This is a genomic window from Aminobacter sp. BA135, assembly GCF_050859125.1.
GTDB classification, from domain to species: Bacteria; Pseudomonadota; Alphaproteobacteria; order Rhizobiales; family Rhizobiaceae; genus Aminobacter; species Aminobacter ciceronei.
In genome coordinates this window covers 3,029,001-3,042,035 of sequence record NZ_CP139572.1, presented here as the reverse complement: position 1 = coordinate 3,042,035, position 13,035 = coordinate 3,029,001, and the positions used below count along the sequence as shown (strand labels likewise).

Annotated in this window: 15 protein-coding genes; 8 read left to right on the top strand and 7 right to left on the bottom strand. The window is 63.4% G+C overall.

Annotated elements, in window-relative coordinates; genetic code table 11:
- Nucleotides 1–5: 5 nt before the first annotated feature.
- From rnr to rpmG, 5 genes are all read left to right on the top strand, one after another.
- The gene (gene rnr / locus SLT36_RS14770) at nucleotides 6–2,321 is read left to right on the top strand and encodes a ribonuclease R (RefSeq protein ID WP_432283323.1); all 2,316 of its coding nucleotides are present in this window, start codon (nucleotides 6–8) and stop codon (nucleotides 2,319–2,321) included.
- Nucleotides 2,322–2,323: 2 nt separating this feature from the next.
- Nucleotides 2,324–2,761 (top strand): DUF983 domain-containing protein, encoded by a 438-nt coding sequence (locus tag SLT36_RS14765; RefSeq protein ID WP_432283322.1) that lies wholly within the window; start codon nucleotides 2,324–2,326, stop codon nucleotides 2,759–2,761.
- A 73-nt stretch (nucleotides 2,762–2,834) separates the two neighbouring features.
- Nucleotides 2,835–3,575 (top strand): NUDIX hydrolase, encoded by a 741-nt coding sequence (locus SLT36_RS14760; RefSeq protein WP_067962500.1) that lies wholly within the window; start codon nucleotides 2,835–2,837, stop codon nucleotides 3,573–3,575.
- Nucleotides 3,576–3,622: 47 nt separating this feature from the next.
- Nucleotides 3,623–4,765 carry an MFS transporter gene (locus tag SLT36_RS14755; RefSeq protein WP_432288348.1) on the top strand — a complete coding sequence of 381 codons (1,143 nt, stop codon included), beginning with the start codon at nucleotides 3,623–3,625 and terminating at the stop codon, nucleotides 4,763–4,765.
- A 117-nt stretch (nucleotides 4,766–4,882) separates the two neighbouring features.
- The gene (rpmG, locus tag SLT36_RS14750) at nucleotides 4,883–5,050 is read left to right on the top strand and encodes a 50S ribosomal protein L33 (RefSeq protein WP_019173400.1); all 168 of its coding nucleotides are present in this window, start codon (nucleotides 4,883–4,885) and stop codon (nucleotides 5,048–5,050) included.
- A gap of 74 nt (nucleotides 5,051–5,124) precedes the next feature.
- On the opposite strand, the gene SLT36_RS14745 is transcribed toward rpmG, so the two are convergent.
- The 3 genes from SLT36_RS14745 to SLT36_RS14735 form a co-directional block, all read right to left on the bottom strand.
- Nucleotides 5,125–6,073, bottom strand: a protein-coding gene (locus tag SLT36_RS14745) for an IS630 family transposase (RefSeq protein ID WP_432283321.1) whose coding sequence is annotated in 2 segments (ribosomal slippage) — nucleotides 5,125–5,736 and nucleotides 5,738–6,073 — 948 coding nt in all. Because the reading frame shifts where the segments join, the coding sequence is not laid out codon by codon here.
- A gap of 460 nt (nucleotides 6,074–6,533) precedes the next feature.
- Nucleotides 6,534–7,907 (bottom strand): PleD family two-component system response regulator, encoded by a 1,374-nt coding sequence (locus SLT36_RS14740; protein WP_154386057.1) that lies wholly within the window; start codon nucleotides 7,905–7,907, stop codon nucleotides 6,534–6,536.
- A 30-nt stretch (nucleotides 7,908–7,937) separates the two neighbouring features.
- Nucleotides 7,938–8,309: a response regulator gene (locus tag SLT36_RS14735; protein ID WP_067962504.1), complete on the bottom strand. Its 372-nt coding sequence runs from the start codon at nucleotides 8,307–8,309 to the stop codon at nucleotides 7,938–7,940.
- Between the two features lie 213 nt (nucleotides 8,310–8,522).
- Between SLT36_RS14735 and SLT36_RS14730 the strand changes: the two genes are divergently transcribed.
- Both SLT36_RS14730 and SLT36_RS14725 read left to right on the top strand, forming a co-directional pair.
- On the top strand, nucleotides 8,523–8,822 hold the full coding sequence (locus SLT36_RS14730) for a DUF3572 domain-containing protein (protein ID WP_154386058.1): 300 nt from the start codon (nucleotides 8,523–8,525) through the stop codon (nucleotides 8,820–8,822).
- Nucleotides 8,819–9,472, top strand: a complete 654-nt coding sequence (locus SLT36_RS14725) for a hypothetical protein (protein WP_432283320.1) — start codon at nucleotides 8,819–8,821, stop codon at nucleotides 9,470–9,472. Before SLT36_RS14730 ends, SLT36_RS14725 begins: the two co-directional genes overlap by 4 nt.
- Nucleotides 9,473–9,481: 9 nt before the next feature.
- Here the strand turns inward: SLT36_RS14725 and folK are convergent, their stop codons facing one another.
- Genes folK through folP form a run of 3 tightly spaced genes read right to left on the bottom strand, consistent with a single transcriptional unit; the run spans nucleotide 9,482 to nucleotide 11,203 of the window.
- Nucleotides 9,482–10,006 carry a 2-amino-4-hydroxy-6-hydroxymethyldihydropteridine diphosphokinase gene (folK, locus tag SLT36_RS14720; protein ID WP_432283319.1) on the bottom strand — a complete coding sequence of 175 codons (525 nt, stop codon included), beginning with the start codon at nucleotides 10,004–10,006 and terminating at the stop codon, nucleotides 9,482–9,484.
- Nucleotides 9,990–10,349 (bottom strand): dihydroneopterin aldolase, encoded by a 360-nt coding sequence (gene folB, locus SLT36_RS14715; protein WP_154386061.1) that lies wholly within the window; start codon nucleotides 10,347–10,349, stop codon nucleotides 9,990–9,992. The genes folK and folB overlap by 17 nt, the downstream gene beginning before the upstream one ends.
- A 5-nt stretch (nucleotides 10,350–10,354) precedes the next feature.
- Nucleotides 10,355–11,203, bottom strand: coding sequence for a dihydropteroate synthase (gene folP, locus SLT36_RS14710; protein WP_432283318.1), 849 nt, complete (start codon nucleotides 11,201–11,203; stop codon nucleotides 10,355–10,357).
- A 152-nt stretch (nucleotides 11,204–11,355) separates the two neighbouring features.
- Between folP and SLT36_RS14705 the strand changes: the two genes are divergently transcribed.
- Nucleotides 11,356–11,970, top strand: coding sequence for a DUF922 domain-containing Zn-dependent protease (locus SLT36_RS14705; RefSeq protein WP_115731819.1), 615 nt, complete (start codon nucleotides 11,356–11,358; stop codon nucleotides 11,968–11,970).
- Nucleotides 11,971–11,989: 19 nt separating this feature from the next.
- Here SLT36_RS14705 and SLT36_RS14700 read toward each other — a convergent pair whose 3' ends face one another.
- A complete protein-coding gene (locus SLT36_RS14700; RefSeq protein WP_432283317.1) occupies nucleotides 11,990–13,018 on the bottom strand; it encodes an NAD(P)/FAD-dependent oxidoreductase in 1,029 nt (342 codons plus the stop codon).
- Between the last annotated feature and the right edge of the window lie 17 nt (nucleotides 13,019–13,035).

The following is a 13,035-nucleotide window of genomic DNA, read 5'->3' as shown; positions in this document are numbered from 1 at the left end:
CGACCGTGGCGCGAAAGATTTCCGGACGAAATGCCGGCACCAGACGCGCCGCAAGCGACGAGGTCCGTGGCAAGGACGTCTACCGGCCGTCGCGGGACGAGATTCTGCGCTACATCGCCGAGAATCCTGACCGCAGCGGCAAGCGCGACATCGCCAAGGCCTTTGCGCTCAAGAACGACGACCGCATCTGGCTGAAGCACCTGCTGCGCGAGTTGCAGGACGAAGGCCTGCTGGAAAAGAGCCGCAAGCGCCTGACCCGCGCCGGCGCGCTGCCGCATGTCGCCGTGCTCGACATTTTTGGCCGCGACGCCGAAGGCACGCTTTTGGCCCGTGCCTCCGAACAGCCTGACGGCCCGATCGTTGCCATCAAGCTCTCGCGCAGCGGCAATGGACCTTTGCCCGGCGTCGGCGACCGCGTGCTGGCCAAGACCTTCCCCGTCGAGGATCATATCGACGACAACGAGCCGGCCTACACCGCCCGCGTGATGAAGATGTTCGAGAAGCGCGCCGACACGGCGCTCGGCATTTTCCGCATCCTCAAGGACGGCAGCTTCCGCATCGAGCCGGTTGAACGCCGCCAGCCCGAGCTGGTGATCGACAAGGACCACCACAACGGCGCCAAGGACGGCGATCTGGTCGAAGTGGTGCCGGAACGGGCCAGCCGTTACGGCCTGCCGCGCGCCAAGGTGGTCTCGGTCCTGGGTTCGTTGACCAATGAGAAGGCGGTCTCGATGATCGCCATCCATGCCCACGACATTCCCCACATTTTCCCCGCGGACGTGATCGCCGAAGCCGAGGCCGTGAAACCGGCGACGCTAGACGGCAAGCGCGAGGACTGGCGCGAGCTGCCGTTGGTCACCATCGACCCCGCCGACGCCAAGGATCACGACGACGCCGTCTATGCCGTCGCCGACAGCGACGAGAAGAACCCCGGCGGCTTCATCGTCACCGTCGCTATCGCCGACGTGGCAGCCTATGTTCGTCCGGGCACGGCGCTCGACAACGAGGCACTGAAGCGCGGCAACTCGGTCTACTTCCCCGACCGCGTCGTGCCGATGCTGCCCGAGCGCATCTCCAACGATCTGTGCTCGCTGCGCGAAGGTGTCGACCGCCCGGCGCTGGCCGTGCGCATGACGTTTTCGGCCGAGGGCCGCAAGATCAGGCACGCCTTCCACCGCATCATGATGCGGTCATCGGCCCGCCTCGCCTATCCACAGGCCCAGGCCGCAATCGACGGTTTGCCTGATGACAAGACCGGGCCGATCCTGGAAAGCATCCTCAAGCCGCTCTGGGCCGCCTATGACGTGCTCAAGCGCGGCCGCGACAGCCGCCAGCCGCTCGAACTCGACCTGCCGGAACGCAAGATCCTGCTCAAGCCTGACGGCACGGTAGATCGCGTCATCGTTCCCGATCGCCTCGATGCCCACAAGCTGATCGAAGAGTTCATGATCCAGGCCAACGTCGCCGCGGCCGAGACGCTGGAAAACAAAAAGCAGAAGCTCGTCTACCGCATCCATGATGGCCCCTCGCTTGCCAAGCAGGAATCGCTGCGCGAATTCCTGCAGACGATCGGCCTGTCACTGGCGCGTGGGGCCGCGATGCGTCCAAGCCAGTTCAACGGGATCCTCGAGCAGGTGCGCGGCGGCGACAATGAGCAGCTCGTCAACGAGGTGGTGCTGCGTTCGCAGAGCCAGGCTGAGTACAATCCCGACAATATCGGTCATTTCGGCCTCAATCTGCGCCGCTACGCACATTTCACCTCGCCAATCCGCCGTTATGCCGACCTCATCGTCCATCGCGCGCTGATTGGGTCACTCGGCCTGGGCGCCGGCGGGCTGACACCGCAGGAGGAAGCGCGGTTGGAAGAGATCGCCGGCCTGATCTCGCAGACCGAACGCCGCGCAATGGCGGCAGAGCGTGAGACCGTCGACAGGCTGGTCGCGGGTTTCCTAGCCGAACGCGTCGACGAGACATTCGAGGCGCGCATCTCCGGTGTCGTCAAGGCGGGACTATTTGTCCAATTGCCGCAATATGGCGCGGATGGTTTCATCCCCGTGTCATCCCTTGGGGACGACTATTACCATTTCGACGAAGCCGCCCGCGCCCTGTTCGGCGAACGCTCCGGCAAGGGCTATCAGCTCGCCGATCGCGTCGAGGTCAAGCTGGTCGAGATCGCGCCGCTGGCGGGTGCCATGCGCTTCGAGATGCTGACCGAACCGAAGCCCCTGCCCGGTTCCAAGCGGTCCTTCCACAAGACCAAGGGGCAACGAACACGTGCCCGCGCCTCCCAGCCACGGCGAGGACCTCGCGGCAGGAGATGACGATGGAAGAGCAGGTATTCGGCGGCAACCACCACAAGGTTGCGCGTGAACCTCGGCCGGTCTGGCAAGCAATCAAGCGGGGCCTGCTCTGCAAGTGCCCGAACTGCGGCCAGGGCCGGCTGTTTGCGTCGTTCGTCAAGACTGTCGACAGATGCGACGTCTGCCACGAGGAGATTTTCCATCATCGCGCCGACGACCTGCCCGCCTATCTCGTGGTTGTCATCGTCGGCCACATCGTCGTCGGCGCCTTCATGGGCGTCGAGGCGACCAGCAAGCTGGCCCTATGGCAGCATCTGCTGATCTGGGTACCGCTGACCATCGTTTCCGCGCTCGCGCTGCTGCGCCCGATGAAGGGCGCCGTGGTCGGCATGCAATGGGCGCTCTACATGCACGGCTTCGGCGGCGAAGAAGACGTGATCGAAACGCATCCCGAGGCCTGAACCCGCGCTGGCGCAATGCCCAAGAGCAAGCAAGTGCTTCCGTCCAACCCGACATTCCGTTAGGACAGCCGCGATGGATGGCATTAGCAAAGCAGACCTCGACAGGCTCGAAGCCCGGGAAATGGCCAAAGGACCAGCCCCCTTGCGTCCGCGCGACGCGGCGACGTTGATCCTGCTCGACCGCAAGGGCGACGACGTGCTGGTGCTGATGGGCCGGCGCCACATGAAGCATGCCTTCATGCCCGGAAAGTTCGTCTTTCCCGGTGGCCGCACCGACCCGGCAGATAGCCGCATCAAGGTGGCCGAAGAGCTCCATCCCGACGAGCAGGACAAGCTGCGCGCCGGCACCGGCCGGGTCAGCGTCGCGCGCGCCCGGGCGATTGCGCTTTCGGCTGTTCGCGAAACCTACGAAGAAGCAGGGCTTCTGATCGGCCGGCGCGGCCCGTTCTCGACCACCAAGGCCGACTGGCAAGGCTTTGCCGAGCATGGCGTCGCGCCTGCGCTCGGCTGCCTGCGCTTCATCGCGCGCGCGGTGACCCCTCCCGGCCGTGTCAGGCGTTTCGACACACGCTTCCTCTCCGCCTGGCGCAGCGACGTCGCGGTCGAGTTGCCTCAGGGCGGACCGACAAACGAGCTCGAGGAACTGATCTGGTTGCCCTTGGCAGATGCCATGCAGGCCGACATTCCGGCGATCACCCAGTCGGTGCTTGGCGACCTGAGGCAGCGGCTAGCTGTCGATCCCGGACTCCAGCCGGGTGGCGAGGTGCCATTCTACCGCATGCTCGCCCAACACTTCCGCCGCGACATCCTGTAGGGCTTTGCATGACCGATACCGTTCAGGAGGCTGAAAACGTCGAACGCGTGCACTGGCGCGCGATTTCAGCGGCCATTGCCTCGATCAGCGTCGTCGGCATCGCCATTGGGCTGGGCATACCGCTGTTGAGCGTGATTCTCGAATCGCGCGGCTATTCCTCCTCGATGATCGGCCTCAACACGGCGGTCGCCGGCATCGCCTCGATTGCCGCCGCCCCGCTGGCGACGCCGATCGCCATGCGCTTCGGCGTCGTCTGGACGATGCTGGCGATGATTCTCGCCGGCGCCGTGGCCTTCGTCGGCTTCTATTTCGCCCAGTCCTTCTGGATGTGGTTTCCGTTGCGGGCCGTGCTGCATTTCGCGCTGACGGTGCTGTTCATCCTGTCGGAATTCTGGATCAGCACCTGTGCTCCGCCACATCGGCGCGGCCTGGTGCTCGGCATCTATGCCACAGTGCTTTCGCTCGGCTTCGCCGCCGGCCCATGGCTGTTCTCGCAGATCGGCAGCAGCGGCTTCCTGCCGTTCGGCCTGACCTTCGCCTTCGTCATGATAGCCGCGATTCCCGTCTTGCTGGCGCGCAGCGAAAGCCCCAGGATCGTCTCCGAAGGCGGCAAGGGTGGCTTCTTCCGCTACATCTGGATCGTGCCGACAGCGACCGCCGCCGTTCTCGTCTTCGGTGCGGTGGAAACAGGCGGCTTCGCGCTGTTCCCGATCTACGGCCAGCGCATCGGCTACAGCGAGGGCGAGGCAGCGATGCTGCTGACCATGATCGGGCTCGGCAATTTCCTGCTGCAGATTCCGATCGGCATGCTGAGCGACCGCATCGGCGATCGCCGCATCCTGCTGCTCATCTGCGCCCTCGTCGGTCTGGGCGGAACGCTGGCGATGCCGTTGTTGACGGTCAACTGGCACCTGATGGCGGGGATGCTGTTTGTGTGGGGCGGCGTGGTGGCGGCACTCTACACAGTCGGCCTCGCGCATCTCGGCGCACAGCTATCAGGCCGCGACTTGGCCTCGGCGAACGCCGCCTTCATCTTCTGCTACGGCCTCGGCATGATCCTTGGGCCGCAGGTGATCGGCATCTTCATGGACGTCTTCGGCCCGAACGGATTCGGCTGGGCGCTGGCGGTGTTCTTCGGCGGCTACATCGCCATCGGACTGGGCCGAATTGCCGCGAAAGCGAGCCGATAGCGCTCCAAGGCTTGACTTTCCGGGCGCGTTCTTTATGTGTCCCGCAGGTTTTCCGCGTCCGGGTTGTTTTCCCGTCCTGAGGCGGGTGCAACTCCAGACGATTAACGGACGAGAATCATGGCCAAGGCTGCAAACATCAAGATCAAGCTTCTGTCGACCGCCGACACCGGTTTCTTCTACGTGACGAGCAAGAACAGCCGCACGAAGACGGAAAAGCTGTCGTTCCGCAAGTACGACCCGGTTGCGAAGAAGCACGTCGAATTCAAGGAAACCAAGATCAAGTAATCTGGTTGCCTCCAGGAATTCCAAAACGCCGCCCATCGGGCGGCGTTTTTGTTTTCAGGACTGTCTAGAGCCTTTCACGTTTTGACGGAAGCGTATCCGGCGTTTGCGAAATAGTTCTCGCATTCGCCGGGTTCGATGGTCGCAACGAGTTGACCGACGTGCCGCCACGTTTCTTCGACGGTGCGCTTCTGGGCTTGGCGCATCCAGTGTTTGATCTTGGCGAAGGCCTGCTCGATCGGATTGAGGTCGGGTGAGTAGGGCGGCAGGTACCAAAGCCTGGCGCCAGCGGCCTTGATCATCTGCCTGATGGCGACCGATTTGTGACTTCCCAGATTGTCCATGATGACGATATCGCCGGGTTTCAGCACGCCAACGAGTTGCTGCTCGACATAGGCGCGGAAGCACTGGCCGTTGATTGGTCCGTCAAAGACACAAGGTGCCGCAAGCCGGTCCCAACGCAATGCCCCCAGGAAGGTCAGGGTTCGCCAATGGCCGTGCGGGGCCAAGCCGCGCAGGCGCTTGCCCCTTGGCCCCCAGCCCCGAAGTGGAGCCATATTGGTCTTGATCCAGGTCTCATCGATGAAGACCAGGCACCGCGGATCCAGGCTGGCCTGCCAAGACCGCCATCGCCGACGCCTGCGAGCAATATCGGCTCGGCCCTGCTCAAGAGCGAGCAGTGTTTTTTTTGAAGCTCAGGCCCTCGCGCCTCAAGAACATCCAGACCGCATTGTGCGAGACCATCACCCCGCGTGCGGCCAACTCGTCCTTCAGCCGATGCAGCGTCAGTTCAGAGGTCTGGTTGATCCGCTCCACGATGAAGGCACGATGCGGCTCCAAAATCCGCTTGCGGTGTCCGCCCATCTTGCCCGGCGCAACCGACCCGGTGGCACGGTAACGCTGCGACCACTTCACAACCGAGGAAACGGCAACGCCGAAGCGCGACGCCACCGCACGGCAGTTCTCGCCGGCGCAAACCGCTTCGACAACACGCTCACGAAGATCGTTCGAAAGGGCTCGCGTCATCAGATGCTGGCCTCCATCCAGCCAGCATCTTGAATCACAAACGCCAATCTTTGGGAATCCTACGATTCTCTCAAAAAATGAAACGCTCTAGCGCACGACGGCTTGCGCCAACGCATCGAAGGGCACGCGGAAAGTCGCCTGCCCCATACTCAGTCAAAACGGGATGATTTCGAAATAGGGGGCCGGTCGGCGTCTGGCAGCGGTACGAGGAGGCCACTATGTGCCAGTGCCGGCCGGCCGACCCCACGGACCCAGGAGATGCGGCGGACCTGAGCATCATGGGGTATCGATAGGGCTATCCGGCCTGTGCTCCTCGTGCCGGCGCCCGTCCTTCTTCTCGATCTCACAGTCGCGCAAGATCGCTTGAAAATCAACACTTTCTTAACCACGGCTCGCGAATCGCTCGGGTTAAGGTAAACGATTGAGCTTAACGCGCTCGACCGTGAAGCCGTTCTGCGGCTTAGGCCGCTCTCGCCACCACGCGATTGCGACCACGTGTCTTGGCGTCGTAAAGCGCCAGATCCGCGCGCTTCATCAGCCCGGCAACTGTGTCACCTTCCATGACCAGCGCCGAGACGCCGACGCTGACCGTCACCGACACGCCCTGCTCGGTTCCGCCGACCTTGAACGGCGTCCTGGCGATTTCGGAGCGGATGCGTTCGGCAACGATCTCGGCCAGCGCGCCTTCCGTATCCGGCATCACGATGACGAATTCCTCGCCGCCGAATCGGCAAGCGAGATCAATGCCGCGCACGCTCTTCTTCACGCGTCGTGCAAATTCACGCAGGACCTCGTCGCCGCCGTCATGACCAAACGTGTCGTTGATGCGCTTGAAGCGGTCGAGGTCCGTGATCATCAGCGACAGCGGTCGACGACGGGCAGCCGCACGTTCGACCAGCCGCGGCAGGTGGCTGTCGAGGTAGCGGCGGTTATGCAGACCGGTCAGGCCATCCGTCACCGCCATCTCGATGGTCTGGCTGACGCTTTGCCTGAGCTCGTCATTGTAGCGCTTGCGCCGCACCTGGGTGCGCAGGCGCGCGATCAGCTCCTGCCTGTCCAGCGGCCGCACGAGATAGTCGTTGATGCCGAGTTCGAGTCCGCGAACGGTAAGGTCATCCTCTTCCTTGTTGACCAGCAGCACGATCGGCAGCGAGCGCGTGCGGTCGAGCGACCTGAGCTGCGAGCACAGTCTGAGCGGATCGAACGCGGAAAACCCTGACGACACGATGATGCACTCATAGGCACCTTCGGCCGCGTTGAAGAGCCCCGACTGCGGATCGGCGGCCAACTGCACGTCGGCGGCGCCATCCAGCAGCGCGCAGATATGAGCAGCGGAAGACGTTTGCTCATCGATGAGCAGGACCTTCGGCAGTTCCCCCCGGACCAGGTCGGATCGGGCCAGAAGCTCGTCCATGCCGATGCTGTGGGTGGTCGAGGCGCGCAGCCTGAGCTCGTCGGTCAGCACCTTGAGACGGACGAGACTCTTGACGCGGGTGATCAGTTGCAGGTCGTTGACTGGCTTGGTCAGGAAATCGTCGGCGCCGACGTCAAGGCCGCGCACGCGGTCGGTGACGTGGTCGAGCGCAGTGACCATGACGACGGGAATGTGGGCGGTTGCCGGATCGGCCTTCAGGCGGCGGCATACCTCGAAACCGTCCATGCCGGGCATCATCACGTCGAGCAGCACGACATCGACCTTGCCGTCCTCGCAGGCGGCGATGGCATCAGGTCCATTGAAGGCGGTCAGCACCTCGAAATACTCGGCGAGAAGCCGGACTTCGAGCAGCTTCACATTGGCCGGTATGTCGTCAACGACGAGGATGCGCGCTGTCATGCTAGTCCCTCGAGCGAGCCGGCGAGCACATCAGGCATCGCCCAGATAGGATTTGATCGTCTCGATAAAGCGCGGCACCGAGATCGGCTTGGAAATGTAGGCTTCGCAACCGCCCTGCCTGATCCGCTCCTCGTCGCCCTTCATGGCGAAAGCGGTGACGGCAATGACGGGGATGGTGTGGAGGTCGTCATCCTCCTTCAGCCATTTGGTGACCTCGAGGCCCGAGACCTCGGGCAGTTGGATATCCATCAGGATGAGGTCCGGCCGATGCTTCCGGGCAAGATCGAGCGCTTCGAGCCCGTTGCGCGTGCGCACGGTCTCGTAGCCGCTTGCCTCGATGAGGTCGCGAAAGAGCTTCATATTGAGCTCGTTGTCCTCGACGATCATCACCTTCTTGACCATAGAAATTCCGTCCCGATTGCTCGCCACAGGCCCGCGGCAATCCTGTTGCGCGCCGGATGCGCACACCAACCCCGAATCCGACCGTAACTCAAGAACATTACGAAACGTAAAACACCGAAGCCAAATCACGGATGGTTGCGCGACCGCTTTAGCGGTTGCCGCGATGGCTGCTTGCGGTTACTTCCGACAGAGGTCGATCGGGGCGAACACCAGATGCAGAAGAACCAGCAATCGCAGGAAAGCGCCGAAGCGCTGGCAGTCCAGGCACTTGGCTTCGTCGCCTCCGACGCGGAACTCCTGCCGCGCTTCTTGGCCATATCAGGCATCGAGGCGCACCAGATCCGCCGAGCTGCGCAGGAGCCCGGCTTCCTGGCCGGCGTCCTGAACTTCATTCTCGCCCATGAGCCGACACTGCTGCGCTTCTCGCAGGAAGTGGGCATCGCCCCGGGCGAAATAGGCAGCGCCCTGCGTGCCCTTCCCCTTGGCAATGACGATCACGAGCGGTCCGCATGAGCGAAGATCCCGAAACGGCACGGCAGATCGCCGAACTGGCCCGCGACACCAGGCCGTTGCTGGTGCTCGACGTCGACGAGGTGCTGCTCGAATTCATGGTGCCCTTCATGCGCTTCCTCGATGCACAGGGGCTGGCCTTCTCGGCCAGGTCGTTCAAGCTAACCGGCAACATCATCAACGTGAAGACACAGATGCCGCTGGACCAGGAAGCGGTTTCGGCGCAGCTCGACGGTTTCTTTCATGCTCAGAGCGAATGGCAGACGGCGGCACTTGGCGCGGCCGATGCGGTGGCGGGGCTCGCGGCAGGCGCGGAAGTGGTGCTGTTGACCGCGATGCCGCATCGCCACCGCACCATCAGGCGCCGGCATCTCGATGCGTTGGGTTTCCCCTACCCGCTTCTGACCACTGAAAGGGCCAAGGGCCCCGCGCTGCGGCTGTTGCGGGGCGAAACCAGCCGCCCGGTCGCCTTCGTCGACGACATTCCGCACAATCTGGTCTCGGTGCGCGACGCCGTCGCCGACGCGCATCTGTTCAATCTGATGTCCTACCGTGAAATGCGTGCATTTCTGCCGCCGCTGCCAGACGGAATCGTCATCGAGGACGATTGGTCCCAGGCCGCGCCGAAGATCGCCACGGCCTTGGGTCTCTAGTCTCACTGACTATTCGCCGAGATCGCGCCACCAGTTGCGGCCGGTGTCGAGCCTCTCGATGCCTTCGCTGTCGAGCCCGGCGGCCCATTCGGCCGCCGACTTGCCGGCCAGAACGAGATTCGGCGCGATTTCAGCCAGCGGGACCATGACGAACGCACGGTCGAGCATGCGCGGATGCGGTATCTCAAGTCCGACATCGCTGACATTGCTGTTGCCCAGCAGGAGCACGTCGATGTCGATGAGGCGCGGGCCCCAGCGCTCGATGCGCACGCGCTTCAGCCGCCGCTCGAGCTCCAGGCAGAGCTCCAGCAGTTCGAGCGGCGCGAGCGTGGTAGCGACTTCCGCGGTGACGTTCAGGAAATCGGGCTGATCGACCTTGCCCCAAGGCGGCGTGCGGTGCAGAGACGAGACTTCCACAACGCGCGTGCCGCCGGAACCGTCGAGCATGTGCAGCGCCGACGCCATCGACTTCGCAGGGTCGCCCAGGTTGCCGCCGAGGCTGAGAAAGCCGCGCTCCTCAACCTGGCCAGACAACGGTCACCTCTACGTAATCGAGGACGCCGGGCACGGGCGCATTCGGCTTGCGGACCGTAATTTCGGCACGCTTGATCTGGGGGAAACGCGCTGCGAGCGCGCGACCGCACTCCTGCGCCAGCGCCTCGATCAGGAAGCGCCGCTGGCCGGTGATGATCTTTTCGATGACCTGGAAGGCAACGCCGTAGTCAACGGTGCTGTCCATCGAATCGTCCTCCAGCGGACGCGACGGATCGACCGTCAGCTCGGCATCGACGTAGAAGCGCTGGCCAAGTGCCTCTTCTTCGTCGAACAGGCCGTGCCGGGCGAAGAAGGCGCAGTTTTTCATACGGATAAGGTACATCTGGGTCAGCGTCCCGGCAGGTTGGTCTGTCGCGCCAGCATAGCATCTGCGAATGCCAGCGCGTCCACGTTGATTGCGACATCATGGACGCGAAATATATCCGCGCCCTGCAGGCGGAGTATGACGCTCGTCGCCGCCGTCCCCGCGTCACGGTCGGCTGCTTCGCGCCCGGTGACATGGCCGACGAAGCGCTTGCGCGAGGTGCCGGCGAGCAGCGGATAACCGAGCCCTTTCAGCTCCGAAAAACGCGCCATCAGGTCGAGATTTTCGTCCGCATCCTTGGCGAAGCCGAAGCCCGGATCGAGCACGATCTGAGCGTCCTGGACACCGGCCTCCCAGGCGATCTCCAGCGAACGGCGCAGGAACAGCAACTGGTCGTCGATCACGTCGGGCAGCTTGTCGCGCTCGCGTCCGGTATGCATGAGCACCAGCCCTGCCCCGGTGTCGGCGGCGACCCGGGCAATACCTGGCTCGCGCTGGGCGCCCCAGACATCGTTGACGATGTGCGCGCCGGCGGCCACGGCGAGCCGCGCCGTCTCCTCGCGGTAGGTGTCGACGGAGATCAGTGTATCGCCAGATCGGGCGAGTGCGGCGATGATCGGCAGCACGCGATCCTGCTCTTCGGCTGAAGAAACAGGGGCTGCGCCCGGGCGGGTGGATTCACCGCCGACATCTATGATCACGGCCCCTTCGGCAACCATGCGGCGCGCCTGTTCGAGCGCGCGCTCGGGCGCATCGAACGCGCCGCCGTCGGAAAAACTGTCGGGCGTGACGTTGAGGATGCCCATCACAAGCGCCCTGTCGCCGAGGTCGAGTTGGCGCCCATGCGCCAGTTGCCATCGTTTGCCGGTCATGCCGTCGCCACAAAACAATTCCAGAGCACAGACCACGTCACGAAATATCAACGCTTGCAGCTTCAACTCGCTGCACGGTCACATCAGCGGCACGATCCGATTTCCGTTGCGCCGCCATCGCCCCTAACGCAAGGTAGGCCAAGAGGCAACTAATGAAGCAACTCTTCCTGGCCGCCCTACTCGCTGGAGGCATTTGCCTACCCGTTCAGGCGGCAACTGTGTCCAAATCCTACAGCTATTTCACCATCACCGGCAAAACGCTCGACGAGATCGAGCAGCAGCTGATGACGCGCGGGCCCGAGGTCAAGAGCACCGGCGGCAGGCACCCGGGCGCCACCCAGATGGAATTCACCAGCCGCATCGGCTACGCCGAGGTCAAGGGCGGCTGCGCCATCGTCTCGGCCCAGGTCACCGTCAAGGCCAAGGTGATCCTGCCGCGCTGGCGCCAGAACGGCAAGGCGGCCCAGGACGTCAAGCTGATCTGGAACACGCTGTCTTCCGACATCAAGCGCCACGAGGAAAGCCACGTCGTCATTGCCAAGAACCACGCCCGTGAACTGGAACAGGCGCTGAAGGCGATCGGCAAGCAGAAGAGCTGCGACATCGCCGCCACCAAGGCAAAGGCGACGAGCAACCGCATCCTCAATGCTCATGACCGGGCACAGGAGGAATTCGACCGCATCGAAGGCATCAATTTCGAAAGCCGGATTGTCAGGCTGCTGCGCTACCGGCTGGAGCGCATCGACGCCGGCAAGCTCAAGAACTGAGCGCCAGGCCTCTGCAAAATCAGTCAGGAACGCCGAGCTTCTTGTGCAGGCTCGTCGACGACGTCGTGTATTGAAACACGACGCGTTCTTTGGGGCTGATGATGTGTTTGGCAGCCTGCGTCATCAGCGCGGCTTCATGAAAGCCCGACAGGATCAGCTTGAGCTTGCCCGGGTACCAGTTGATGTCGCCGATGGCGAAGATTCCCGGCTCCGACGTTTCGAATTTTTCGGTGTCGACCGGGATCTGGTTCTCGTGAAGATGGAGGCCCCATTCTGCCACCGGCCCCAACTTCATGGTCAGGCCGAAGAACGGCAGCAGCCGCGTGCAGGCAACCTCGGTATCGGCATCCGCTCCCTTGACGGTGACGGAGCGCAATATGCCGTCCTCGCCTGACAGGCCTGAAACCTGGCCGATCACAAGGTCGATGGCGCCCGCATCGCGCAGCGCATGCATCTTGCCGACATTGTCGGGCGCGGCACGGAATTCCGGACGCCGATGGACCAGCGTGACGTGTCTGGCCACCGGCTGCAGGTTGAGCGTCCAGTCGAGCGCGGAATCCCCGCCGCCAACGACGACCACCTCCTGATCGCGGAAATCCTCGATGCGCCGAACCGCATAGCGGACGCTGGCCTGCTCATAAGCCTCGATGCCAGGGATCGGCGGGCGCTTGGGCTGGAACGAGCCGCCGCCGGCGGCAATCACCACGACCTTGGCGTCGAAGACCTCATTCTCGTCGGTCGTAACGCGGAAGCTGCCATTCTCGAGCCGCTCCAGCGCAGTCACCATCCGGTTGAAGGTGAAACCGGGCTTGAATGGCGCGATCTGTTCCAGAAGCTTGTCGACCAGCTCCTGGGCGCCGATCACCGGATAGCCGGGAATGTCGTAGATCGGCTTTTCCGGATAAAGCTCGGCGCATTGCCCGCCGGGGCGGTCGAGAATGTCGATAAGGTGGCAGCGCATGTCGAAGAGACCGAGCTCGAACACCGCAAACAGGCCGATCGGCCCGGCTCCGATGATCAGGACGTCGGTTGTGGTGATGTCGCTCAAGGCCACCTCGCCGCTGA

What these genes read in the sequence shown, in the direction of transcription:
- SLT36_RS14730 (WP_154386058.1), top strand. Translation starts at nt 8,523, where the DNA reads ATGCAGAAGAACCAGCAATCGCAGGAAAGCGCCGAAGCGCTGGCAGTC.
- SLT36_RS14765 (WP_432283322.1), top strand. Translation starts at nt 2,324, where the DNA reads ATGGAAGAGCAGGTATTCGGCGGCAACCACCACAAGGTTGCGCGTGAA.
- folB (WP_154386061.1), bottom strand. Translation starts at nt 10,349, where the DNA reads ATGTACCTTATCCGTATGAAAAACTGCGCCTTCTTCGCCCGGCACGGC.
- folP (WP_432283318.1), bottom strand. Translation starts at nt 11,203, where the DNA reads ATGACCGGCAAACGATGGCAACTGGCGCATGGGCGCCAACTCGACCTC.
- SLT36_RS14760 (WP_067962500.1), top strand. Translation starts at nt 2,835, where the DNA reads ATGGATGGCATTAGCAAAGCAGACCTCGACAGGCTCGAAGCCCGGGAA.
- SLT36_RS14735 (WP_067962504.1), bottom strand. Translation starts at nt 8,309, where the DNA reads ATGGTCAAGAAGGTGATGATCGTCGAGGACAACGAGCTCAATATGAAG.
- SLT36_RS14705 (WP_115731819.1), top strand. Translation starts at nt 11,356, where the DNA reads ATGAAGCAACTCTTCCTGGCCGCCCTACTCGCTGGAGGCATTTGCCTA.
- rpmG (WP_019173400.1), top strand. Translation starts at nt 4,883, where the DNA reads ATGGCCAAGGCTGCAAACATCAAGATCAAGCTTCTGTCGACCGCCGAC.
- SLT36_RS14740 (WP_154386057.1), bottom strand. Translation starts at nt 7,907, where the DNA reads ATGACAGCGCGCATCCTCGTCGTTGACGACATACCGGCCAATGTGAAG.
- SLT36_RS14725 (WP_432283320.1), top strand. Translation starts at nt 8,819, where the DNA reads ATGAGCGAAGATCCCGAAACGGCACGGCAGATCGCCGAACTGGCCCGC.